27 protein-coding genes are annotated in these 22670 nt (G+C 72.6%); 11 read left to right on the top strand and 16 right to left on the bottom strand.

The window, feature by feature from the left end:
• Positions 1 to 7: 7 nt before the first annotated feature.
• Positions 8 to 358: a hypothetical protein gene (locus AC0HI0_RS34225; RefSeq protein ID WP_480927609.1), complete on the bottom strand. Its 351-nt coding sequence runs from the start codon at positions 356 to 358 to the stop codon at positions 8 to 10.
• A gap of 350 nt (positions 359 to 708) precedes the next feature.
• Here AC0HI0_RS34225 and AC0HI0_RS34220 point away from each other — a divergent pair, with 350 nt between their 5' ends.
• Genes AC0HI0_RS34220 through AC0HI0_RS34210 form a run of 3 tightly spaced genes read left to right on the top strand, consistent with a single transcriptional unit; the run spans position 709 to position 2093 of the window.
• A complete protein-coding gene (locus AC0HI0_RS34220; protein WP_480927608.1) occupies positions 709 to 933 on the top strand; it encodes a transcriptional regulator in 225 nt (74 codons plus the stop codon).
• Positions 934 to 942: 9 nt separating this feature from the next.
• The gene (locus AC0HI0_RS34215) at positions 943 to 1431 is read left to right on the top strand and encodes an HAD domain-containing protein (RefSeq protein ID WP_480927607.1); all 489 of its coding nucleotides are present in this window, start codon (positions 943 to 945) and stop codon (positions 1429 to 1431) included.
• Positions 1428 to 2093 carry an SDR family oxidoreductase gene (locus AC0HI0_RS34210; RefSeq protein WP_480927606.1) on the top strand — a complete coding sequence of 222 codons (666 nt, stop codon included), beginning with the start codon at positions 1428 to 1430 and terminating at the stop codon, positions 2091 to 2093. The genes AC0HI0_RS34215 and AC0HI0_RS34210 overlap by 4 nt, the downstream gene beginning before the upstream one ends.
• Positions 2094 to 2097: 4 nt before the next feature.
• On the opposite strand, the gene AC0HI0_RS34205 is transcribed toward AC0HI0_RS34210, so the two are convergent.
• The 5 genes from AC0HI0_RS34205 to AC0HI0_RS34185 all read right to left on the bottom strand — a co-directional run bounded on the left by AC0HI0_RS34205 (position 2098) and on the right by AC0HI0_RS34185 (position 7363).
• Positions 2098 to 3399: an amidohydrolase family protein gene (locus AC0HI0_RS34205; protein ID WP_480927605.1), complete on the bottom strand. Its 1302-nt coding sequence runs from the start codon at positions 3397 to 3399 to the stop codon at positions 2098 to 2100.
• Between the two features lie 21 nt (positions 3400 to 3420).
• Entirely contained in the window at positions 3421 to 4590 is a 1170-nt protein-coding gene (locus AC0HI0_RS34200) for a sensor histidine kinase (protein WP_480927604.1), read from the bottom strand.
• 271 nt (positions 4591 to 4861) lie between these two features.
• Positions 4862 to 5983 carry a nitric oxide synthase oxygenase gene (locus AC0HI0_RS34195; RefSeq protein WP_480927603.1) on the bottom strand — a complete coding sequence of 374 codons (1122 nt, stop codon included), beginning with the start codon at positions 5981 to 5983 and terminating at the stop codon, positions 4862 to 4864.
• 145 nt (positions 5984 to 6128) lie between these two features.
• A complete protein-coding gene (gene trmB, locus AC0HI0_RS34190; protein WP_480934452.1) occupies positions 6129 to 6770 on the bottom strand; it encodes a tRNA (guanosine(46)-N7)-methyltransferase TrmB in 642 nt (213 codons plus the stop codon).
• Positions 6771 to 6877: 107 nt separating this feature from the next.
• The gene (locus AC0HI0_RS34185) at positions 6878 to 7363 is read right to left on the bottom strand and encodes a hypothetical protein (RefSeq protein WP_480927602.1); all 486 of its coding nucleotides are present in this window, start codon (positions 7361 to 7363) and stop codon (positions 6878 to 6880) included.
• A 327-nt stretch (positions 7364 to 7690) separates the two neighbouring features.
• On the opposite strand from AC0HI0_RS34185, the gene AC0HI0_RS34180 reads away from it, so the two are divergent.
• Positions 7691 to 8932, top strand: a complete 1242-nt coding sequence (locus AC0HI0_RS34180; protein ID WP_480927601.1) for a S8 family serine peptidase — start codon at positions 7691 to 7693, stop codon at positions 8930 to 8932.
• Positions 8933 to 8942: 10 nt separating this feature from the next.
• Here AC0HI0_RS34180 and AC0HI0_RS34175 read toward each other — a convergent pair whose 3' ends face one another.
• The 3 genes from AC0HI0_RS34175 to AC0HI0_RS34165 form a co-directional block, all read right to left on the bottom strand.
• Positions 8943 to 9848, bottom strand: a complete 906-nt coding sequence (locus AC0HI0_RS34175) for an ABC transporter ATP-binding protein (protein ID WP_480927600.1) — start codon at positions 9846 to 9848, stop codon at positions 8943 to 8945.
• A 158-nt stretch (positions 9849 to 10006) separates the two neighbouring features.
• Complete coding sequence (locus AC0HI0_RS34170) at positions 10007 to 10768, bottom strand: hypothetical protein (RefSeq protein WP_480927599.1); 762 nt, start codon at positions 10766 to 10768, stop codon at positions 10007 to 10009.
• Between the two features lies 1 nt (position 10769).
• A complete protein-coding gene (locus AC0HI0_RS34165; RefSeq protein WP_480927598.1) occupies positions 10770 to 11684 on the bottom strand; it encodes an ABC transporter ATP-binding protein in 915 nt (304 codons plus the stop codon).
• A 210-nt stretch (positions 11685 to 11894) separates the two neighbouring features.
• Here AC0HI0_RS34165 and AC0HI0_RS34160 point away from each other — a divergent pair, with 210 nt between their 5' ends.
• From AC0HI0_RS34160 to AC0HI0_RS34145, 4 genes are read left to right on the top strand one after another with little or no spacing between them, the layout of a single operon-like run.
• Positions 11895 to 12329 carry a PPOX class F420-dependent oxidoreductase gene (locus AC0HI0_RS34160; RefSeq protein ID WP_480927597.1) on the top strand — a complete coding sequence of 145 codons (435 nt, stop codon included), beginning with the start codon at positions 11895 to 11897 and terminating at the stop codon, positions 12327 to 12329.
• Between the two features lie 53 nt (positions 12330 to 12382).
• Entirely contained in the window at positions 12383 to 12571 is a 189-nt protein-coding gene (locus tag AC0HI0_RS34155) for a hypothetical protein (RefSeq protein WP_480927596.1), read from the top strand.
• A gap of 25 nt (positions 12572 to 12596) precedes the next feature.
• The gene (locus AC0HI0_RS34150) at positions 12597 to 13130 is read left to right on the top strand and encodes an RNA polymerase sigma factor (protein WP_480927595.1); all 534 of its coding nucleotides are present in this window, start codon (positions 12597 to 12599) and stop codon (positions 13128 to 13130) included.
• A complete protein-coding gene (locus AC0HI0_RS34145; RefSeq protein WP_480927594.1) occupies positions 13106 to 13489 on the top strand; it encodes a hypothetical protein in 384 nt (127 codons plus the stop codon). Before AC0HI0_RS34150 ends, AC0HI0_RS34145 begins: the two co-directional genes overlap by 25 nt.
• Before the next feature lie 29 nt (positions 13490 to 13518).
• On the opposite strand, the gene AC0HI0_RS34140 is transcribed toward AC0HI0_RS34145, so the two are convergent.
• From AC0HI0_RS34140 to AC0HI0_RS34130, 3 genes are read right to left on the bottom strand one after another with little or no spacing between them, the layout of a single operon-like run.
• Entirely contained in the window at positions 13519 to 14169 is a 651-nt protein-coding gene (locus AC0HI0_RS34140; RefSeq protein ID WP_480927593.1) for a response regulator, read from the bottom strand.
• Positions 14166 to 15299 (bottom strand): sensor histidine kinase, encoded by a 1134-nt coding sequence (locus AC0HI0_RS34135; RefSeq protein WP_480927592.1) that lies wholly within the window; start codon positions 15297 to 15299, stop codon positions 14166 to 14168. Before AC0HI0_RS34135 ends, AC0HI0_RS34140 begins: the two co-directional genes overlap by 4 nt.
• Before the next feature lies 1 nt (position 15300).
• Positions 15301 to 16113 carry a hypothetical protein gene (locus AC0HI0_RS34130; RefSeq protein ID WP_480927591.1) on the bottom strand — a complete coding sequence of 271 codons (813 nt, stop codon included), beginning with the start codon at positions 16111 to 16113 and terminating at the stop codon, positions 15301 to 15303.
• Between the two features lie 159 nt (positions 16114 to 16272).
• Here AC0HI0_RS34130 and AC0HI0_RS34125 point away from each other — a divergent pair, with 159 nt between their 5' ends.
• Positions 16273 to 17727 carry a multicopper oxidase family protein gene (locus AC0HI0_RS34125; protein ID WP_480927590.1) on the top strand — a complete coding sequence of 485 codons (1455 nt, stop codon included), beginning with the start codon at positions 16273 to 16275 and terminating at the stop codon, positions 17725 to 17727.
• A gap of 90 nt (positions 17728 to 17817) precedes the next feature.
• On the opposite strand, the gene AC0HI0_RS34120 is transcribed toward AC0HI0_RS34125, so the two are convergent.
• The gene (locus AC0HI0_RS34120; protein ID WP_480927589.1) at positions 17818 to 18609 is read right to left on the bottom strand and encodes an HAD family hydrolase; all 792 of its coding nucleotides are present in this window, start codon (positions 18607 to 18609) and stop codon (positions 17818 to 17820) included.
• Positions 18610 to 18672: 63 nt separating this feature from the next.
• On the opposite strand from AC0HI0_RS34120, the gene AC0HI0_RS34115 reads away from it, so the two are divergent.
• On the top strand, positions 18673 to 19245 hold the full coding sequence (locus tag AC0HI0_RS34115) for a TetR/AcrR family transcriptional regulator (protein ID WP_480927588.1): 573 nt from the start codon (positions 18673 to 18675) through the stop codon (positions 19243 to 19245).
• A complete protein-coding gene (locus AC0HI0_RS34110; protein WP_480927587.1) occupies positions 19246 to 20154 on the top strand; it encodes an SDR family oxidoreductase in 909 nt (302 codons plus the stop codon). It abuts the gene before it with no gap.
• A gap of 73 nt (positions 20155 to 20227) precedes the next feature.
• Here the strand turns inward: AC0HI0_RS34110 and AC0HI0_RS34105 are convergent, their stop codons facing one another.
• The 3 genes from AC0HI0_RS34105 to AC0HI0_RS34095 form a co-directional block, all read right to left on the bottom strand.
• On the bottom strand, positions 20228 to 20884 hold the full coding sequence (locus tag AC0HI0_RS34105; protein ID WP_480927586.1) for a response regulator: 657 nt from the start codon (positions 20882 to 20884) through the stop codon (positions 20228 to 20230).
• A 10-nt stretch (positions 20885 to 20894) separates the two neighbouring features.
• Complete coding sequence (locus AC0HI0_RS34100; RefSeq protein WP_480927585.1) at positions 20895 to 22076, bottom strand: sensor histidine kinase; 1182 nt, start codon at positions 22074 to 22076, stop codon at positions 20895 to 20897.
• 80 nt (positions 22077 to 22156) lie between these two features.
• Entirely contained in the window at positions 22157 to 22615 is a 459-nt protein-coding gene (locus tag AC0HI0_RS34095; protein WP_480927584.1) for a hypothetical protein, read from the bottom strand.
• Between the last annotated feature and the right edge of the window lie 55 nt (positions 22616 to 22670).

Below are 22670 nucleotides of genomic sequence, written 5' to 3'. Positions count from 1 at the left end.
GATCGGGTCAGCACATCACCCGACGCGAGGCGGTCCAGCGCATCCGACGACGCCGGGATTCGGTCGAGTCTCCTACCCGGTGCGCCCAGTAGTTCAGGTTCGCGAGATCCGACGTGCCGTCGTGGAGCGTTTTCGCGACGAAGTCGTGGATGCGCGTCGGGTCGCCCGACGACGCCAGGGCCACGCAAGCGGATCGCGCTTCCAGCAGTCCGGTGATGTCCGAGTGGCGGGCCTGCCTGCCGGCGCGTTCCCACTCGGCGCGCAGCCAGCCGACCACGGCCGGTCGGCGGTCGAACCCGAGCAGGTACACGGCCTGCCGCCGCAGCAGCAGGTCACCCGAATCCCGACGCCGGTCCACGACGTGCAGCGGGTGGTCGAAGAAGCGTCGCCGTGTCGAGGAGTTCGGCGAGCCGCTCCTGGGTGGAACCGGTCGACGGCCGGCTCAGCTTCAGGACGAATCCCGAGATCATCCCCGTGGAACGCGAACCCCGCGCGCCGGTCGTGGTTGAGCCGCCACCCGACAAGCCGACCTCCTGCCAGTGCCGTTCGCGCTGCGGAGAAACTCGTACCGGCGGTCGGTTCCGGCCGCAGGACCGGTGAGCTGTTCGTTTTCGAGGACGGCACCACGTCGATCAGGGCGGCAGACCTGGCCGGTGCGGTGCGTCTGGTCGGCCTGATGGAGCAGGTACCGGTCCGGTGCGTCGAGGTGTGAGCGCGCCGAACTCCGCAGTGACTTCCATTCGGGTCGGTTCGCCCGGCTACACCGTGGTAATTCGCGCCGACGCGTTCCGGAAGGCGCTGGATCTCAAGGGGATCTGCTCCGACTACGCACTGGCGAAAGCGATGCGGGCCGGACCGGCCTTCATCGGCGGAGCGTCGAAGGCGCTCGCCCCACTGCTTTTCGAGGGCTTCCGGCAAGCAGTGCCGGGTTAACGTGGTGTCGTGCCACGGGCCTTGCTCTACCTCGACGTCGACGGTCCGCTGATCCCGTTCGGCGGGAGGCACCCGACCTTCGGACCGCCCGACCCGTCCAACCCCCTGCTGAACCGCCTCGACCCCGGGCACGGGCCGAAGCTCGCCGCGCTCCCGTGCGACCTGGTCTGGGCCACGACCTGGGCGCACGACGCCAACACCCACCTCGCCCCGAGGCTCGGCCTGCCCGACCTGCCGGTGGTCGAGTGGCCCGACGACGAACCCGACGACGAACCCGCCGGCGGCCTGCACTGGAAGACCCGTCCGCTGGTCGCGCACGCCGCCGGACGCCCGTTCGCCTGGGTGGACGACGAGATCTCCGCCGCCGACCGCGCGCACGTCGCCGCGCACCACCCCGCGCAGGCCCTCCCGCACCGGGTGGACGCGCGGCGCGGGCTGCGCGACCTCGACTACGCCGCGCTGGCCGACTGGCTGCGAAGCCTTAGGGTCGAGGCATGACCGATCGTCCCGTCGCCCTGATCACCGGTGCGTCCCGCGGTATCGGGCTCGCCGTCGCGCGCCGCCTGGCACCGACCCACGACCTGCTGCTCGGTGGGCGCAAAGTGGAGACCGACCTGCCGAACGCGCGCCCGTGGGCCGTCGACCTGACCGACGGCGACGCCCTCGCCGAAGCCGTGCGGGACATCACCCGGCTGGACGTGCTCGTGCACAGCGCGGGTGTCGCCGAGGTCGGCCCGCTCGCCGAGGCGTCCCCCGACACGTGGCGCCGGACGTTCGACCTGAACGTGTTCGCGGTCGCCGAGCTGACCCGGCTGACGCTCCCCCTGCTCCGGGCCGCCAAGGGGCACGTGGTGCTGATCAACTCCGGCGCGGGCAAGCGGGCGGACGCCAACTGGGGGGTGTACGCGGCCAGCAAGTTCGCCCTGCGGGCTTACGCCGACGTGCTGCGCGCCGAGGAGACCGACCTCCGGGTCACCTCGGTCCACCCCGGGCGGGTCGACACGGACATGCAGCGCGAGGTGCGCGCGCAGGAGTCCGGCGACTACGAACCCGGCAAGTACCTCACCGCCGACTCGGTCGCGCAGGCCGTCCTCACCGCCGTGCAGGCCGGTGAGGACGCCCAGTTCCAGGAGATCGTCGTCCGCCCGCGCGTCCGCTAGCCGGTCAGCGCAGCCGGCGGGACACGGCCGCGACCCCCGCCTGGGCCTCACGCCGGTCCACGCGGGTGGTCTCGCCGTCGGCCACCACCTGCTCGCCCGCGACCCACACGTCCTTGACCCGCCGCGTGCCCGACGCCCACACCAGGTTCGCCAGCACCTGCTCGTCGGGGCCGTCGAGGCCGGTCGCGAACGCCGGGTCGTCCACGTCGACGTGCACGACGTCGCCCCACCGGCCGACCTCCAGCGCGCCCAGGTCGTCGCGGCCCAGCGCCGCCGCGCCGCCCCGGGTCGCCAGCAGCAGGGCGTCGGCGGCGCGCATCGCGGTGGCGTCCATCGACGTCACGCGCGCGAGCAGCGCCGCCAGCCGGGCCTCCTCGAACAGGTCGAGGTCGTCGTTGGACGCCGGGCCGTCGGTGCCCAGGCCGGTCGGCACGCCCGCGTCCAGGTAGGCGCGCAGCGGCGCGATCCCGGACGCCAGCTTGGTGTTCGAGCCGGGGCAGTGCGCGACGCCGACCCGGTGCCGCGCGTAGATCTCGATGTCCTCGGGCGACAGGTGCACCGAGTGCGCCGAGAGCACCCGCCCGCCGAGCACGCCCGCCTGCTCCAGCAACCGCGGCACGGAGCCGTGCGACGCGCGCTGGTCGACGTCCTCCTCCGGCGACTCGGCGACGTGCAGTTGCAGCAGCGCGCCCCGGTCGCGGGCCTCGCCGGCGATCTCGCCGAGCGCCTCGGGTGCGATCAGGTACGCCGAGTGCGGCCCGTAGGACAGCTCGATCCGCTCGTGCGGGCCGAACCGCAGCCCGTCGGCGTCGATCCAGCGGGTGATCTCGTCGGTCATCGGCCGCCACGGCATGCCCGGCAGGTCCATGATCGCCGCGCCGAACACCACCCGCGAGCCGGCGCGCAGCACCGCGTCGGTGAGCTGCGGGCCGTGGAAGTACATCTCGGAACTCGTGGTCACGCCGTTGCGCAGCATCTCCACCGCGCCGAGCAGCATGCCCGCGCCGATGTCCGACGCGGTCATCTTGGCTTCGGCCGGCCACATCGCCTCGCGCAGCCACCGCAGCAGCGGCAAATCGCCGCCGAGACCGCGCAGCACCACCATGGGGCTGTGCGCGTGGGTGTTCACCAGGCCGGGGATCAGGATCCCGGTCAGCCGGCGGACCTCGCCGTCGAACGCGGGCGCGTCGGCGGCGGGGCCGACGTGGGCGACCCGGCCGTCCACGACGTCGACGACCGCGTCGCGCAGCACGGCGCAGGACGGGTCACACGGCAGGACGACGGGAGCGTGCAGACGCAGTGACATGCCGACGATCCTGCCGCACGCTCAGCCCGTCTCGGCGATGGGCAGTTCGGCGCGGACCTCCCAGCCGCCGCCGTCGCGCCGCCCGGCGGTGAACGTGCCGCCCAGCAGTTCCACCCGTTCCCTCATGCCGACCAGGCCGAACCCGCCCGACCCGCCGACCGGCGCGGTCTTCGGCGGGCGGCCGTCGTCGGCGACCACGACGAGCACGACGTCCGCCACGACCGCCACCGAGACGTCGACGGCGGACACGCCCTCGGCGTGCTTTCGGGCGTTGGTCAGGGATTCCTGCACCAGCCGCAGCACCGAGCGGGCCAGGGACGGCGGCACGTCGGTCGGCAGGTCCAGGCTCAGCCGCACCGGTTGCCGGGACTGCGCCACGACCTTGCGCACGTCGTCGGCCAGGTCGCTGGTCGCCGCGGGTGCGTCGTTCTCCGCGCCGCGCAACGTCCCCACCAGCCGCCGCATCGCGGTCAGCGCCTCGTTCCCGCTCTGCGCGATGACCGGCAGCACCTCCTGCGCCGCCGCCGGGACGGCCTGTGCCGCTTGGGCGTGCACCACGATCGCGGTCACGTAGTGCGCCACGACGTCGTGCAGCTCACGGGCCAGTGCGATCCGCTCGGCGTGCTGCGCGGCGGTCACCTCGGAGCGGACCAGCGTGGCCCGTTCCCGGTCGCGCGCCCGGAAGTACAGGCCGGTGCCCACCGACAGCACCAGCAGCACGGTGGCGGCGACGAGCTGCTGCAGCAGCGTCGGCCCGCGGTAGTCGAGTTCGGTGCCGAACCGGTCCCAGAACGACGGCCGGATCCACTGCGCCGCGACGCCCGAGCCGACCATCACGACGATGCCCACCAGCACCCGGGACGCCGGGGCCTGCCGCACCAGGATGGCCGTGATGGCCATCAGCGCCGCGGTCTCCGACAGCGCCAGCCCGTCCACGAACGACCCGGTCGGCGGCTCGTCCACCGCCAGGATCAGCACGGACGTGGCCAGCACGGCGGTGGAGGCGGCCAGCGCGGCGTCGAACGGGCGGCGCGGGGCGAGCACCGCCAGCGCGGCGACCACCAGCGTGCCGGGGACCTGCCACCAGACGTCCCCGCCGAGCGACTCGGTGACCACGAAGAAGAGCAGCGCGCCCGCCAACGGCCATTGCCGGCGGGCCAGGGCGCGCCAACCGAGGTGTGTGCTCTCCACAGCACGTCACGGTATGTCCTCGGGGTGGATGGCGCGTCCGCCCGGGGGTGTGTGGCGGGTCATCCGCAGGACTGACCCGAACGCGCCGGGAAATACCCCGGTGGCCGATGCCGGATGAGCTTTTCGGGAGCGACTCTGGAGTGGCAGTCGGGGAACGGAGGAACGTGATGTTGAGTGTCGTGGCGACTTGGGCGGGTGCGGTCCTGGGGCTGTTGGTGCTGGTCCTGATGGCGTTGGCGGGTGTCCTGGTGGATTCGCAGCGGTGATTCGATCATCCTTCCGAGTGCCGCCGGAGAAGTTCCGCGAGGCGTTTGGGGGAATGCGGCCGGGTGGTTTCCACCGGGCCGGGGGAAAAGCGCGCCGGAGCGCCGCCGCGCGCCCGGCGGGCGGCGAGCGGGTCGAGCCGGAACGCGGGCCGGTTGCCCGCGGGCCGCTGCCGGGAGCGCAGCCAGGACAGCCGGTGCAGCGATTCGGCGTGGTGGTCGGTGATGGTGACCTGGGCCAGGTCGAACGAGTGCAGCACGGCGCGGTTGAGTTCCACCACGGCGCGGTCGCGCCACAGCGAGCGCTCGGCCGAGGTGTCCAGGCCGAGCGCCTCGGCCACCTGGCGGGCCGCACCGCAGGCGTTCTCGTCGGCCAGGCTGCGCGAGCCGATCTCGGAGCCGACGAACCAGGTGTTGAACGGTGCGGCGGGGTAGTCCACGCCGCCGATGGACAGCCGCAGGTTGGTGATCAGCGGCACGGCGTGCCAGCGCAGCCCCAGTGAGCCGAACCACGGCAGGTCGGGGTGCTCCAGGCACACCTCGTGCACGACGTCGGGCGGGATCGTGAACAGCCTCGGCCCCTCGTGCGCGGTCTCCACGACCAGCGGCAGCACGTCGAACGGGCCGGGCGCGCCGGGCGGGTGCCAGCCCAGGCCGCGCACCACGTCGGTGAAGTCGCGGTAGCGCAGGTCGCCGCTGCCGTCCGAGTGCCCCGCGTACCGGATGAGCTGCTCGTTCCAGATCACCGGTCCGGGCGCGGTGGGCGTGTCCGGGGCGAACACGGTGACCAGGGGCCGGATCTCGCCGCCGTTGGTGGCCAGCCGCAGGTGCTCGACGCACTCGCCGGCGACGGCGGCGGCGTTGCGGAACCCGCGCAGGTCGCGGACCTTCAACCGCCGCCACGGCACGCCGCTGGTGCACCAGCCGCTGTCCCGCAGCGCGATCCGCGCGCCGTAGGACAGCTCCTGCGTGGTGTGCCGGTAGGTGCCGGTCTCCGCGATCTCCTCGCGGATCCGCGTCAGGCGCGGCCCGACCGGCCCGGCTTCGGGGTGGGCGATGTGGAACATGCGGAGGAATCCCTCCGCGGCGTCCAGGTCGAGCGTTATCGGTTCGTTGTCGATGGCGGTCACGGGCGGCAACCGTAGTTGCGGAACGCTGTGACTCGTCACTGCCAGACGGGGCACACGACGTGACCGGAGCCGCTCGCTCGATTGAGTGACGAAACAACAGTGGGTTGCCGCGTCGACCACTCGATGACGTGACTTTATGACACGGTCAGGTGAGTTCGATCCGGTCGAACATCAGGTCGTGGCTGACCCGGTCCTCCTCGACGGCCCGCTGCTCGAACTTCGTCACCGGCCGCCAGTCCGGTCGCGGGGCCCAGTCGGCGTGCCGGTTGCGCAGCAGCGGCTCGGCCGAGCAGACCGCCAGCATCTGCTCCGCGTAGTTCTCCCAGTCGGTCGCCAGGTGCAGCGTGCCGCCGGGCTTCAACCGGCTCGCCAGCAGCCGCACGAACCCGGGCTGCACGAGCCGGCGCTTGTGGTGCTTCTTCTTCGGCCACGGGTCCGGGAAGAAGATCCGGGCACCGGCCAGCGAGTCGGGGGCGACGTGCTCGGTCAGCAGGTCGACGGCGTCACCGCGCAGCACGCGCAGGTTCGTCACGTCCAGCGCCTCGGCGCGCATCAGCAGCTGCGCGAGGCCCGGCTTGTAGACCTCGACGGCCACGTAGTTGAGGTCGGGCGCGGCGGCGACCAGCTGCGCGGTGGTCTCGCCCATGCCGGAGCCGATCTCCAGCAGCACCGGGGCGTCCCGGTCGAACCACGCGGCGAAGTCGACGGGACCGGCCGGGAGCGCCTTGACCTCGCGGCCCAAGCGCTCCCAGTGGCGGTCCCAGGCCCGCTCCTGCCCGACGGTCATCCGCTCACCGCGTTGCACGTAGCTGACGATGGAGCGGTGGTGCGGCGGGCGCTGGCTGGACGTTGTCACGGGCGTACAGCCTAAGCGGTGGATCGGGCGGCGCGGTGTCAGGCGATGTTCTCCAGGTCGTCGATCTGCTCGCGCAGCTCGGCGGGGGTGAACTCGATCGGTTGGCGCAGGGCGGGGCCCCGGTGCGCTGGCAGCAGGTCCACCCAGCCGGGGTGCCGGTCGGTGAACTGCACGGTGGTCGGTTCGGCGGGGCCGTACACGCCGCTCTCGGACGGCACGAACTCCCAGTACCCGACCTCGCCCTCGGCCGCCCACGGCACGAAGACCCAGCCCGGCCGGGCCGCGAGCAGCCCGGTGACCTCGTCCTCGACGGCGAAGCCGGCCGCGCGGGAGGGCAGCTTCCCGCGGTCCAGCGCCCGCAGCCACCACGGCGCGGGGGCCGTGCCGCCGACGGCCCGGTAGAGCGTGAGCACCTGCTGCTCGTCGGCCCGGTGGATCCAGGCTCGTCGGCTGTGCGCGGGTGCGGTGGCGATGCCGGCGACGCCGGCGGGTTCGATCGCGTGCGACCATTCGAGGGCCATCATCGGCTCGACGCGAAGGGCGTGGTCACGTTGCCGTGGCAGCCTCTTCGCACCGGCCGGGAACTGGGCGTCCACATCTGGATCAAGCACCGTCACGGGTTCACCTCCGGGGAGTTCCTTGACGGGGGTTCGCCGAATTCGTGTGCGGCTTGTTGCCGCCTCACGATTCGGTACTTTCCATCTGACCTTGTTCAGACGGATCTGTCACCGCGCTGTGTGGGAGTTCACGGGGTCTTAACTCGACTCTTACTCCGATTGCCTGATCGAGGGTCGTCGAAACGTAACAGTGCTGGAATATTTGTGATCTCGAACACAGGGGGAATTCGGGGGATGAGAGGTCGGGTGATCGCCGCCGTCGGCGCGATCCTGCTATTCCTGCCGGGGTCGGCTTGGGGTGCGGCGGCAGGGCCTTCCGGGTGGCGGGCGCAGACCATCGAAGAACAGCAGTGGCACCTGGGCGCGATGGGCGTGCCGCGGGCCCACGCGCTGTCCCGGGGCGAGGGCGTGGTGGTCGCCGTGGTCGATTCCGGTGTCGACGACACCGCGCCTGACCTGGCCGGGGCGTTGCTGCCGGGCACGGGCTTCGGCAGTGCGGCGGGTAGCGACGGCACCGACGACAAGGACGGCCACGGCACCGCGATGGCCGCGTTGATCGCCGGTCGGGCGGTCGCCGGCGGCGCGTTGGGAGTAGCGCCGGCCGCGCGCATTCTGCCGGTTTCGGTGGGATCGGACGGCGGTCGGTTCACCACCACCTCGGTGGCCTCCGGTATTACCTGGGCGGTGGACAACGGGGCCGATGTGATCAACCTGTCGCTCACTTCGGAAGCGACCCTGACGCCGGATTTGTTGCGTGCCGTCAACTATGCGTTCGACCACGACATCGTGGTGGTCGCGGGCACCGGGAATGCCGGGCAGCAGCACGTCGGCGCGCCCGCGAACATCCGCGGCGTGATCGCGGTGTCCGGCACCGAGCAGGGCAATGGCGTCTGGGCGTCGTCCAATACCGGGCCGGAGACGGTGCTGGCCGCGCCCGCCAAGGACATCGTCACGGCGGTGCCGGTCGGGGTCTCCTCGACCGGGTACGCGTCGGTCGACGGCACCTCGGCGGCCACCGCCCTGGTCTCCGGCGCGGCGGCCCTGGTCCGCTCGCGCCACCCCGACCTGGACGCCGGGAACGTGGTGAACCGGCTGATCGCCACCGCCACCGACCTGGGTGCCCCCGGCCGGGACGACCCGACCGGGTACGGCCTGGTGGACGTGGTCGCGGCGCTGTCCGTGCAGGTCGCCCCGGTGGACCGCAACCCGCTCGCCCCGCCGCCGCGCAGCACCGCGCGGTCCACGTCCGCGACGACCGCGCCGCCCGGCGCGTCGACCGGCGAGCCCCGGGCGGACGTCGTGCGGCCCGACGTGAGCCCCGGCGTCCGGATGCTGGTCGTGCTCGGCGGCTCGCTGCTGGTCGTGGTCGTCGTCGCGGTGGTCGCGGTGCTGCTGTCGCGCCGCCCGCGCGCGGTGGCCCCGAAGGTCGCCGAGCTGCCACCGCCGTCCGACGACTTCTGGCGGCACGCGCCCTGACCGCCGGCCGTCACTCGTGGGCGTGGTACTCGACCGACTCGCGGGTGAGCTGCATGAACGCTTCCTCCAGCGACCCGAGCTGGGGGCTCAGCTCGTGCAGGGTGATGCCGTTGGCGGCGGCCACCTCGCCGATCGCCGCCGCCTCCACGCCGTGCACGACCAGCGCGTGGTCGGTCGCGCTGTCCTCCACGCGGCCCCGTCCGGCCAGCAGCGGGCGCAGCTGGTCCAGCTGCGGCGAGCGGACCTTGACGGTGTCCTCGGTGGCGTCCTTGATGAACTGGGCGGTGCTGGTCTGCGAGATCAGCCGGCCCCGGCCGATGACGATCAGGTCCTGCGCGGTCTGCGCCATCTCGGAGAGCAGGTGGCTGGAGACGAAGACCGTCCGGCCCTCCTCGGCCAGCCGGTGCATGAACTGGCGGATCCAGAGGATGCCCTCCGGGTCCAGGCCGTTGACCGGCTCGTCGAACAGCAGCACCTTGGGGTCGCCGAGCAGCGTGCCGGCGATGCCCAGGCGCTGCGACATGCCCAGCGAGAAGCCGCCGGCGCGGCGCTTGGCCACCTGGGTCAGCCCGACCAGGTCGAGCACCTCGTCCACCCGCTTGTCCGGGATGTCGTTGGACTTCGCGAGCCACTGGAGGTGGGCGCGCGCGGAGCGGTTGGGGTGCACCCACTTGGCGTCGAGCAGCGCGCCGACGGTGCGCAGCGGGTGGCGCAGCTCCAGGTAGTTCCGGCCGTCGATCAGGACCTTGCCCGACGTCGGGCGGTCGAGCCCGAGGATCATCCGCATGGTGGTGGACTTGCCCGCGCCGTTCGGGCCGAGGAAGCCGGTGACCCGGCCCGCCTCGACGCCGAAGGTGAGGTTGTCCACGGCCACGGTGGTCCCGTAGCGCTTGGTCAGTCCGGTCGCCTCGATCATCGCTGCTCCCTGTCCGATCCGCCACTTCCGCACGTGCCACTGCGCTCGAACGACGAGAACTCGGGTCACCCCCCGAAGGTGACCCGAGTTCTCCCCCTTTCCCCGGTTCCCGCCGCGGCCGGCCCCGATTCCGGCCGCGGCGGGGTGTGGTGGGACCGCTAGGCGTCCCGCCGCTTCACGACGACCAACGAGATGATGTAGATCACCAGCGCGATGCCCGCGAAGTACGCGAACGAACCCCACGGCGACAGCTCGCCGATGGCGGGCGGCCCCGCGCCCTCCGGGATCACGCTCGGATCCGGTTCGCCGAAGATGAACTTGGCGGCCACGGTGAACGGCATCCACTTCTGGATGTCGTCGCCGATGTTCGGGATGAACCCGACGACGCTCTCCAGCACCAGCGCGAAGACCAGGATGATCGACACCGCGCCCGCGGTCTGCCGGACCAGCGCGCCGACGCCCAGCGCCAGGATCGCGCCCGCCATGTAGACCAGGCCGATGCCGGCCACGTGCCGCCAGTCGTTGGCGGAGGTCAGCGCCAGCTGCGAGTTGTCGCCGGCCAGCAGGTAGCTCACGCCCCACGAGCCGAACGCCACGGCCTCGCCGACGATGCCCGCCAGCAGGGCCACCACGACGGCCTTCGCGACCAGCGGCGAGATGCGGTCCGGCACGGCCTGGAAGGTGGCCCGGATGGTGCCGAAGCGGTATTCGGTGGTCACCGCCAGCGCGGCCATCACCATGATCACGTAGAGGCCGAACGTGTGGGTGAACACCGCGCCGATGACCGGCATCGGCGAGTTGGTCCAGTTCGCGGCGATGATCGCGGTCAGCCCGACGGTCAGGCCGAGCGCGAGCACCATGCACCACCACGGCGACCGCGTGGTGAAGAGCTTGATCCGTTCAACAGCGAGCAGAGTCATGTCACTTTCCCGTCTCGATCGCGTGGTACTCGACCGAATCACCCGTGAGCTGCATGAACGCCTCTTCCAGCGAACCGCGCTGGGGGCTCAGCTCGTGCAGCACCACGCCGGCGGACGCCGCGACGTCACCGATCTGGTCACTGGTGGCACCCGACACGGTCAACGACGTGTCGGCGTCCTCGCGGACCGTGAAGCCCTTGTCCACCAGCAGCGCGCCGAGCTTGTCGGCGTGCGGGCTGCGCACCTTGACGGTGTTCTCGGTGGACCGCTCCACGAACTCCTCGGTGGAGGACTGCGAGATCAGCTTGCCCCGCCCGATGACCACGAGGTCGGTGGCGGTCAGCGCCATCTCCGACAGCAGGTGGCTCGACACCAGGACGGTGCGCCCCTCGGCGGCCAGGCCCTGCATGAACTGGCGGATCCAGAGGATGCCCTCCGGGTCCAGGCCGTTGACCGGCTCGTCGAACAGCAGCACCTTCGGGTCGCCGAGCAGCGCTCCGGCGATGCCCAGGCGCTGCGACATGCCCAGCGAGAAGCCGCCGGCGCGGCGCTTGGCCACCTTGGACAGGCCGACCAGGTCGAGCACCTCGTCCACCCGGCGGGCGGGCAGCCCGTTGGACTTGGCCAGCCACTGGAGGTGGGCGCGCGCGGAGCGGTTGGGGTGCACCCACTTGGCGTCGAGCAGCGCGCCGACCGTGCGCAGCGGGCGGTCCAGCTTCGTGTACGGCGTCCCGTCGATCAGGACCTTGCCGGACGTCGGGCGGTCGAGCCCGAGGATCATCCGCATGGTGGTGGACTTGCCCGCGCCGTTCGGGCCCAGGAAGCCGGTGACCCGACCCGGCGCGATGGTGAACGACAGGTTGTCCACCGCCACCGTGTTCCCGTAGCGCTTGGTGAGGCCGACAGCCTCGATCATGGTTTCTCCCCTGGACGGCACATCCCCGATCTCGGGAGAACTCTGCCCGGTCGACGGGGTTGACCACATCGGTCTGTAGTTGACACGTCGGTGCGACTTCCGTCTTATCGTGTGCCCTACCTCGGTTGTAGTAATCCGTGCTTACCCTGAGTGCCACCCTGGAGTGTTGCCCGGTGGTTCTCAGGGATCCGGTGGTCCTACGGTGGCCGCATGGGTTACACCGACGCCCCGAACGGATGGTGGCGCGAGTTCGTCTCGGCCACCCCCGCCCGCACCGGCAAGCTCGCCGTCGTCCGCAAGGACGGCTCACCGCACGTTTCACCCGTCTGGGTCGACCTGGACGGCAGCACCGTCGTCTTCACCACCCACCTCGACTCCGTCAAGGGCAAGGCCATCGCCCGCGACGGCCGGATCTCGCTCTGCCTGGACGACGAGCGGCCCCCGTTCGCCTTCGTCACGATCACCGGTCGTGCGGAGATCGTGGACGATCCCGAGCAGGTCCGCTACTGGGCGGGCCGGATCGGCGGTCGCTACATGGGCGCGGAGCGGGCCAACGAGTACGCCGAGCGCAACGGCGGCCCCGGCGAGGTCGTCGTGCGGGTGCGCGAGGCGAAGATCGTCGCGAAGGTCGACGTGGCCGAGTAGGCCGATCGAGTGGCCGGTTGCACGTCCGCCGGTGCCCGGCGCACTTACCCGACATGGCGAAGGAGAGGTCCCCGGAGCGCTTGCCGCCCGCCCCGGACGTCGGCGCGGCGGTCGTCGTCGTGAACGCGGTCGTGGCCGGTGTCGGCGGGCTGTACGCGACCACCGGGTCGGCGGTGGTCGCCCTGGTGGGTACCGGGTTGTCCGTGGTGCTGGGCGTCGCGGTGCTGTGGCGGCGGCGATGACGGCGGTCGTGGTGCGGAGGAGGACGTGACCGATGGGCACCCGACGTTCGACGAGTTCTTCCGGGCGGACTTCGCGCGGCTCATCGCCTTCCTGGTCAAGCTCGGGTACGTGCCCGAGGACGCCGAGGACGCCGCGGGTGAGGCGATGGCCGCGCTCTACCTCGACTGGGACCGGGTCGAGCACCCCGCGGCGTGGGTGCGGCTGGTCGCCAAGCGCGCCGCGTTGCGGTTCGCCCGGCGTGACGTCGAACGCGCGGTGCGCGAGGTGCTCGCCCGCCGCGCCGCCCCGGTCGACGACCGGTCGCCCGAGGTCGAGGACGTGCTGTGGCTGGCCGAGGTCCTCGCCGACCTGAGACCCCGGGAGCGGGAAGTGCTGGTCATGTCCATGGAGGGCTTCACCTCCGTCGAGATCGCGGAGCAGCTCGGCGTCACCGCGGCCACCGCGCGGTCGCACCTGCGCCGCGCCCGCGAGCGGTTGCGGGCGCACCCGCAGCTGACCGGGCTGGTCGCCGCCGCCGGAAGGGGGGATTCGCAGTGGAAGCCGTCGACGCTCGACTGAGCAGGGCCGACCAGGCGCTGACCGAGTCCGTGGCAGCTTCGGTCGACGTCGAACAGGCGCTCGACGCGGTGAAGCGCTCCACGCGGCGCGCCGGGTCCGCTTTCCCGGAGCCGCAGCCCGGCGCGGGGACCGGCCTCGCGTTGGGCCAGTGGCTGAGGCGGGGCCGGGGCAGGGGCGGAGTGCAGGGCGTGGTGCTCCATCCCCTGGCCACGGTGGTCGACGGGGCGTCGGTGTCCGCAGAGGGTGCCGCGTCGGGCACGCCGGTGGCCGGGGGTGATCCCGCCGCACGGGCGGTGCCGGCGACCGATCTCGATCTCGACTTCCACGTCGCCGCCGCACCGCCCGTCATCGGGCTGTAGGCGCCGGGCCGCGGTCGTCGCGCCCGGGGTCAGCCCGGTCGCACGAGGCCGTGCCGGTAGGCCAGGGCGACGAGCTGGGCGCGGTCGCGTGCGCCCAGCTTCGCCAGCGCCCGGCTGACGTGGGTCTTGGTGGTGGCCGGGCTGATCACCAGCTCGCGGGTGATCTCGTCGTTGCCCAGGCCCTGCGCGACGAGGGCCACCACCTCCCGCTCCCGGGCCGTGAGCTGCGCGAACACGTCGTGGTCCACGGCCGCGCGCGACGTCATCCGGGCGATCAGCCGCCGGGTCAGGCCGGGGCTGAGCAGTTCCTCGCCGCCCGCGACCACCCGGATGCCGTGCAGCAGCTGGCCCGGGTCGGTGTTCTTCAGCAGGAACCCGCTCGCGCCGGCGGCCAGCCCCTCGATCACGTAGTCGTCCTCGTCGAACGTGGTCAGGATCAGGATCCGCACCCCGCCCAGCTCCGGGTCGGCCGCGATCCGCCGGATCGCCTCCAGCCCGTCCACGCCCGGCATCTGCACGTCCATCAGCACCACGTCCGGCCGCAGCTCGCGGGCCAGGTTCGCGGCCGTGCCGCCGTCGCCCGCCTCGCCCACCACGGTCATGTCCGGCTCGCTGTCCACCAGCACCCGGAACCCGCCGCGCACCAGCGCCTGGTCGTCGGCGATGAGCACCCTGATCACGCGGCGACCTCCTCGATCGGCAGCACGCACCGCACCTCGAAACCGCGGTCCACCGGACCCGCGACCAGCGTGCCGCCCAGCGCCTCGGCGCGCGCCCGCATCCCCTCGATGCCGTGCCCGCCGACCGCCTCGGGCCCGGCGGCCGCCCCGACGCCGTCGTCGCGCACCACGATCTCCAACTCGTCCGCCCGGTACTCCAGGCTCAGCCGCACCTTGGTGGCCCGTGCGTGCCTGCGCACGTTGGTCAGCGACTCCTGCACGATCCGGAACGCCGCCAGGTCGACGCCGACGGGCACCGGGCGGGCACCGGTCGCGGCGTGCTCGACCGCGACGCCCGCGACGTCGAGCAGCTTGTCCAGGTGCGCCAACCCGCCGGACGCGGTCAGCGCGCGCAGGTTCGGCGACCGCATGACGCCCAGCAGCACGCGCACCTCGGCCAGCCCGTCGTCGCTGATCCGCTTGATCGCGTTCAACGACTCCACGACCTGCTCCGGCCGCCGCCGCATCACGTGCACCGCGACCCCGGCCTGCACGCTGATCGCGGCCATGGTGTGCCCGAACACGTCGTGCAGCTCGCGGGCGATCTCCAGCCGCTCCTCGGCGGCCTGCGCCTTGGCCTGCTCGGACCTGGCCTGGGCGATCCGCTCGGCCCGGTCCCGCGCGCCGGCCGCGAACGCCCGGTGCGAGAACACCGCGACGCCCAGCGCCGTGGCGGCGGCCTCCAGCGGGATGGCGTTGAGCACCTGCTCGCCGAACCAGGTCCCGCCGATGGTGAACCGGACGGTGAGCACGGTGACCAGCGCGGTCGCCACCCCGCCGACCACGCCGGCCTTCCAGCCCCGGTGCGCGGCGAGCGTGTAACAGGCGACGAGCGCGCCGACGGTGATCGTGCGGCCGTGGTAGTCGAGTGCGTACCAGGCGATGACGATCCCGTTGACCAGCACCAACGTCGTCGCGGGCAGCTGCCGGCGGACGACCAGGGCGGCCCCGAGCGCCACCGCGAGCACCGCCGCGCCCCAGCCCGACGACCCGTCCGGGCCGGGCGGGCCGACCTGGAGCAGGGTCAGCACGAGCACGAGCGCGGCCAGGCCGCCGCCCAGCGCGACGTCGGCGAGTGGCACCCGTGACACGTCAGTCCTCCACCGTGACCAGCGCGCGCATCCCGCCCGCTGCGAACATCTTGCCCGTTCGCACGTCGGTGACCCACGTGACCAGCGCGTACCGGCCGGCGGGCAGGGCGTGGGCGAGCACCGCGGACCGCCCCGGCGACAGCGGCACGACGCCGGTCGGGCCGCCGGTGAACGGTGCCGGGGCGCGGTGGGCGAAGAACGCGTCGATGTCGGCGAGCGTCGCGCCGGGCCGCACGGGCATCAGCATCGCCTCGTTGGCCTGCGGTGACAGGTTCACGAAGCGGACCGGGCCGCGCAGCACGGGCGGTGCGAGGTAGCGGCCGTCCAGCGCCACGACGGTCGACCCCGGGCGCACGCCGGCCGGCGCGTGGCCCGCCGCGACCCGCACCGGGCGGACCCGGCCGGCCAGGTCGGGCCGGCCGACGTCGCGGAAGTCCACCAGGTAGCAGGAGCCGGGCGTGACGTGCAGCGTCGCCGACGCCGGGACGTGGGCGACGGCCACGCCGCCGAGCAGGTCGACGTCCCGCGCCACCGCCTTGCCGCCCTCGACGGGGTCCGCGCCCATCGCCCGTTCCAGGTCGCCGAGGTACTGCTCCAGGGTGACACCCGGTCGTGGCCGGACCAGGCCGAGCCACGCGCCGTCCGGGTCCGTGGACGACACCCGGAACGTCACCGAGCCGGCGGTGAGCGTGGCGGGAGCGGTGAAGCCGGCGGGGGAGACCGCGATGTCGACCGCCTGCACGGGGGTGGCGCGGGCGGCGGGCGTGAGGAACGCGACGGCGGTGAGTGCCAGCGGGAGGGCGAGTCGCTTCATGGCGGCAAATCTCGCGGGTGGGTGCCGGTCACCGCGTCAGCCCGGCGCGGACACCGCGGACGTACCGCGCGGGTATGACGCTACCGCCGGGGACGTACCCCGCCGGTTACCGTCCCGGGCCGATGCGGCGACCCGGTCTTGATCAGCAGTGTTGCCGCCATGAGACGACGCGGCTTCTTCGCCCTGACCGGGCTGGTGGGACTGGCGCTCGCGGGCTGCGGCGGCGCGGAGGGCAACCGGGGCAGCCTGGGGTTCACCAACCGCCTGCGCATCCCGCCCGTGCTCGACCCGGAGCCCGGACCGGACGGCGTCAAGCGGTTCCCGCTGCTGCTGCGCCCCGGGCAGAGCGAGTTCCTGCCCGGCAAGCCGGCCAGGACGTGGGGCATCAACGGCGACTACCTCGGCCCCACGCTGCGGGCGCGGCGCGGCGACGAGGTGGCGATGGCGGTGACCAACCTGCTGCCCGAGGCGAGCACCCTGCACTGGCACGGGATGCGGCTGCCCGCCGCGATGGACGGCGGGCCGCACCAGATGATCGGGCCCGGCGGCACGTGGAACCCGACGTGGACGGTCGACCAGCCCGCCGCGACGACCTGGTACCACCCGCACCCGCACGGCGTGACGTCCGAGCACGTCTACCGGGGGCTGGCCGGGATGTTCATCGTGGACGACGAGCACTCGGCGGAGCTGCCGCACGCGTACGGCGTGGACGACGTGCCGCTCATCGTGCAGGACAAGGTGTTCGACGGGGACGGGCAGCCGGCGGAGGCGTTCGCCGGGACGTTCGGGCTGCTCGGCGACCAGATCCTGGTCAACGGCACGTACGACCCGTTCTTCGAGGTGACCACGACCCGGGTGCGCTTCCGGATCCTCAACGGCTCCAACGCGCACGTCTTCGCCATCGGGTTCGCCGACGGCCGGGGGTTCCAGGTGATCGCCTCCGACGCCGGTCTGCTGCCCGCGCCCGTCACGGTCGACCGGGTGCGGATCAGTCCGGGCGAGCGGTTCGAGGTCGTCGCGGAGTTCCGGGCGGGCGAGCAGGTCGTGCTGCGCGGGTTCCCCGGCGACAGCGCGGTCGAGGGCGGTGACTACGACCTGCTCAAGTTCGTTGCGGCACGGCAACTCCTGCCGTCACCGGCGCTGCCCCGCAGGCTCGCCGCGCGCGCCCCGGTCGAACCCGGTGACCGGGTGCGGAAGTTCCGCCTGGGCGGCTCGAACATCAACGGCGAGGAGATGGACCTCGCGCGGGTCGACGAGGTGGTCGCGGCGGGCGCGCGCGAGGTGTGGGAGCTGGACAACATCACCTACGAGCACAACTTCCACATCCACGAGGTGGCGTTCCGGGTGCTGACCATCGACGGCGAGGAGCCGCCGGAGCACCTGCGCGGCCCGAAGGACACGGTGTTCGTGCCGGGCGGCACGAAGGTGCGCCTGGCCGTGGAGTTCGGCCGGCACACCGACCCGAAGACGCCGTACATGTACCACTGTCACATCCTCAAGCACGAGGACAAGGGCATGATGGGCCAGTTCGTGATCGTCCAGCCGGGCACGGAGGACCAGACCCCGCGCACCCTCCAGCCGACCGGCGCGGGCCACGACCACCACGGCGGCTGACGGCGCGGATCAGCGCGGGCGAAGACCCCCGAAGCTCCGGGGGTCTGCCGTGAGAACGTCGGCGTGGCAACGCCTTTCGGTCCAGAGTGGCTAGGCGAACCAGCGGTCGAGTTCGGCGGCTGCGCCGTCCTCCAGCACGGTCCCCGTGACGGCGTTCGCGATCGCCTGGACGGTCGCGGGTGCCTGGCCCATCGCCACGCCGTGCGCCGCCCACTTCAGCATTTCCACGTCGTTGTGCCCGTCGCCGATCGCCAGGGTGTCCTCTTCGGACACTCCGAGCCGCACCCGCAGGTCTTCCAGCGCCGACCCCTTGGTCACGCCCGCCGGCGACACGGTCACCCACGGTTCGTGGTTGTCCACCCACCACGTGACGCCGGGCAGTTCCACGTCGAGCATCCGCAGCGACACCTCCTCCGGCGTCCGGTCGATCCAGCGCATCACCAGGCGGGCCGTGGGCTCGGCGGTGAGTTCGCCGGCGGACACCTCGCGGACCTCGCCCCACAGGTCGCCGTCCGGGAAGCGGCCCAGGGACAGGTTGCCGACGCCGGTCAGCTCGGTGGCGAACACCGCGCCGGGGAACACCTCGCGCAGCACGTCCACGGTGGGGCCGGCGTCGAAGCCGAGCTTGCGGACCACCTCGCGGGAGTCGGTGTCCCACCAGACCGCGCCGTTGGAGCAGATCGCGGTGGTGCCGCGCAGCGCCAGGTCGTCGGCGACGGGGCGGGCGCCGATCAAGCTGCGGCCGGTGGCGAGGACCACGTGCGCGCCGTGGTCGATCGCGCGGTGGACGGCCGCGCGCACGGCGGGGGCGACGTCCTCCCGGCCGACCGGGGTGATGGTGCCGTCGATGTCCAGGGCGATGAGGCGTGGTCTCCAACTCACTGGCCTCACCCTAATGGACGACGTTAGTGAACCATGGTTCAATAACTGTGGTTCAATGACCGGGTGGCACGACCGAAGAGCATCACCGACGAGCGCCTGCTGACCGCGACCGGCGTGGTCATCGGCCGCAAGGGGCCGGGGTTCACCGTCGCCGACGTGGCCGCCGAGGCCGGTGTCTCGGTGGGCACGGTGGCGCAGCGGTTCGGCTCGAAGGGCGGGCTGCTCCAGGCGTTGACCAGGCAGGTCGCGGCGGACGTGGAACGCCGGATGCTGGCCGCCGCCGAGGGCGCGGACCCGATCACGGGGCTGCGCGCGGGGCTGCTGACCTGGTTCGAGGACATGACGGACCCGGTCGAGGCGGGCAACCACCTGGCGCAGCTCGGGGTCGACCTGGTCGACCCGGAACTGCGGGCGCTGCTCGCCGAGCTGCACGCGGTGACCGAGCGGACGGTGCTCGTGCTCGCCCGGGAGGTGGACCTGCCGAGCGGTCCGCCGCCCGAACGCGCGGCGCGGGTGCTCACCGGGTTGCTGTTCGGCGTGTCGATGGACTGGTCGGTCCGGCCGCGCGGGGCGCTGGCGGACCGGCTGGCCGAGGATCTGGACGCGGTGTTGGCCGCGTGGCGGAAGGGGAGCTGAATGTCGTTGCGGGGCAAGGTGGCCGCGGTCACGGGGGCGACGCGGGGCGCCGGTCGGGCGATCGCGGTGGAGTTGGGCGCGGCGGGCGCGACGGTGTTCGTGGGCGGTCGGTCGACGCGCGCCGGCAAATCGCCGATCGGGCGGGACGAGACGATCGAGGAGACCGCCGAACTGGTCGACGCGGCGGGCGGCCGGGGCATCCCGGTGCGGTGCGACTTCACCGTGGCGCACGACGTCGACGCGTTCCGGGCGCGGATCGAGTCCGAAGGGGACGGACACCTCGACGTGCTGGTCGACGACGTGTGGGGCGGTGAGGCGGACACCGACTTCAAGCCGTTCTGGGAGCAGGACCTCGACCGGCAGCTGGGCATGTGGCGCAACAGCGTGCAGGCGCACCTGGTCACGCTGCACCGGCTCATCCCGCTGGTGACGGCCCGGCCGGGCGGGCTGGTGGTCGAGGTGACCGACGGCGACAGCGACGAGTACTACTCCGGGATGCTCGCCTACGACTCGGTGAAGGTGGCGATCCGGCGGTTCGGCGTGGTGCTGGCGCGGGACGTCGCGAAGTTCGGCACGACCTCGGTCGCGGTCACGCCCGGGTACCTGCGCTCCGAGCAGATGCTGGAGCACTTCGGCGTGACCGAGGAGAACTGGCGGGACGCGATCGCGCAGGACCCGCACTACGCGATGTCCGAGACGCCCCGCTACGTCGGGCGCGCGATCGCCGCGCTCGCGGCCGACCCGGAGCGGGAGCGCTTCACCGGCAAGGCGCTGGCGTCCTGGACGCTCATGCGCGAGTACGGCTTCACCGACGTCGACGGCTCGAAGCCGGACTGGGGCCGTTGGTACGAGGAGGTCGTGAAGCCCGAGGTGGACCTCGCGACCGCGGACGCCGCCGACTACCGCTGAGCCCGACCCGGCGCGGCCGGGCCGCTGTGACGCACCCCGTCGCGGTGGTCCGGCCCGCCGCGCGGCCGGCGGGTCAGACGTCGCCGGGGCGGACCAGGCCGGTCTCGTAGGCCAGGACCACGGCCTGCACCCGGTCGCGCAGTTCGAGCTTCGCCAGGATCCGGCCGACGTGGGTCTTCACCGTCGCCTCGGACAGGAACAGCTTGCGGGCGATCTCGGTGTTGGACAGGCCCTTGGCGATCAGCACCAAGACCTCGCGCTCGCGCTCGGTCAGCGCCTCCAGCACCGAGGCGTCGCGCAGCTCGCCGCCGCTCTCCCCGAGGAACCGGCTGAGCAGCCGCTTGGTCACCGACGGCGACACCACCGCGTCGCCGGAGGCCACCGCCCGCAGCGCCGAGACCAGGTCACCGGGCGGGGTGTCCTTGAGCAGGAACCCGGACGCGCCGTTGCGCAGCGCCGACAGCGCGTACTCGTCCATGTCGAAGGTGGTCATCACCAGCACCTTCGCCGTGCCGGCCTCGGCGATCCGCTTGGTCGCCTCCACACCGTCGAGCACCGGCATCCGGACGTCCATCAGCACCACGTCCGGCCGCAGCGACGCCGCCATGTGCACCGCGTCGAGCCCGTCGCCGGCCTCGCCGACGACGTCGATGTCCTCTTGGGCGCCGAGCACCATCCGGAAGCCCATTCGCATGAGTTCCTGGTCGTCCACCAGCAGTACTCGGATCACGTCCCCCACCCTATGACGGCACCAGCGGGAGCACCGCGCGCACCCGCCAGCCGCCACCGGGGTTCGGCCCGGCCTCCAGCGTGCCGCCGAGCACGCCGGCCCGCTCGCGCATCCCGATCAACCCGTTGCCGCCCGACACCGCGACGATGTCGTGCGGCGTGCCGAACCCGTCGTCGGCCACCTCCAGCTCGACCCGATCACCCTCCTGGGCGACCCGGACCACGGCCGACGCGCCGGCGCCGGCGTGCTTGAGCGTGTTGGTCAGCGCCTCCTGCACGATCCGGTAGATGCCCAGCCCAAGCCCGGTGGGCAGGGCACGCAGGTCGCCGGTGGTCTCCAGCCGGACCGGCAGCCCGGACGCGCGCAGGCCCTCGGTGAGTTCCGCGAGGTCGGCCGCGCCCGGCTGCGGCGCCCACTGGGTGCCGGACTGGTCCTCCGAGCGCAGCACGCCGAGCAGCCGCCGCAGTTCGGTCAGCGCCTGCCGCCCGGTGTCCGCGATGGTCCGCATGGCGGCCTCGGCCAGCTCCGGGTTCGACTTGATCGCGTACCCGGCCCCGTCCGCCTGCACGACCATCACCGACACCGCGTGCGCCACCACGTCGTGCAGCTCGCGCGCGATCCGCGACCGCTCCTCGCCGACCGCGATCCGGGCCTGCTGGTCGCGCTCGGTCTCCAGCATGGTGAGCCGTTTCTCCAGCTCCCAGTGGTACGCCCGGCGCGCGCCGACGAACTCGCCCAGCGCCCAGCTGAACCCGAAGACCACCGCGATCATGAACACCGCGAACGCGGCTTCCAGTGGCCGCTCGATCCGCCAGGCCGCCCACACGAACGTGCCGCAGGTCAGCCAGATCCCGTAGATCAGCGCCGGTTTTCGGCCGAGGAACGCCACCATGGTGTACAGCGCGAAGGCGAGCGCGAAGTCCGCCGGGCGCACCGGCAGGCCGTCGTCGGGGCCGCCGTGGGTGAGCAGCTGGAGGATGCCGCCGGCCAGGATCACGTAGCTGCTGCCGCGCGGGTACTTGCGCCGGAAGACCAGCGGCACGATCAGCAGCGCGCCGACCAGCAGCAGCGCCGGGACCGGCACGCTCCCGGCGACCGACATCGCGCCGAGGTCGAACACCGCGAGGAACCCGGCGATCAGGGAATCCCCGAACACCGGGTGCGCTCGCATCCACAGGCTCAACCGACGCACGTGACCAGGTTAGGTAGAGCCCCGGCCGGCCCGCGTCGCGCCACGGGCTGACCTCGACTAATCCTCCAGGCGGATGACGCTCAGCGGGTCGTCTTGATCTGCACCGGGTCGGTTTCGGCGGGCTTGACCGGCTCGATCCGGGGCGACTGCGACGGCACGTGGTGCTCCCGCTCGTACTCCTGGTGCTCGCGGGACATCTCGTCGGCCATCTGCTGCTGGATCTGCCGGTCCCGGATGCGGCCCAGGATCAGCATCGTGACCCCGTGCACCAGGGCGAGCAGCAGCAGCACGATGCCCAGCTTCACCACGACGTTCTTCGCCGCGTCGCCGGTGTCGACGTTGATGATGGAGACCAGCGCCAGCAGCCCGAGCACCACGAGGTGGAACAGCACGGTGGCGAGCGCGGTCATCGACTTGGCGGCCTCGGGGTCGCCGTAAGCGCGGCGCATGTACGCCCGCCCGCTGCGGTAGATCAGCTGGCCGTCGATCAGCACCAGCACCACGCCGAGCAGCAGGAACACCGCGTAATCCTGTCCCATGACGTGACCTCCCTCTCGGCTCGCCGAATACCCCCGCCGACCCGTTCACAAACCG

The sequence above is a fragment of the Saccharothrix sp. NBAS 001 genome (genome assembly GCF_056640475.1).
Note: the sequence above shows the minus strand (reverse complement) of the source record. Positions and strands in the feature narration are given on the sequence as shown.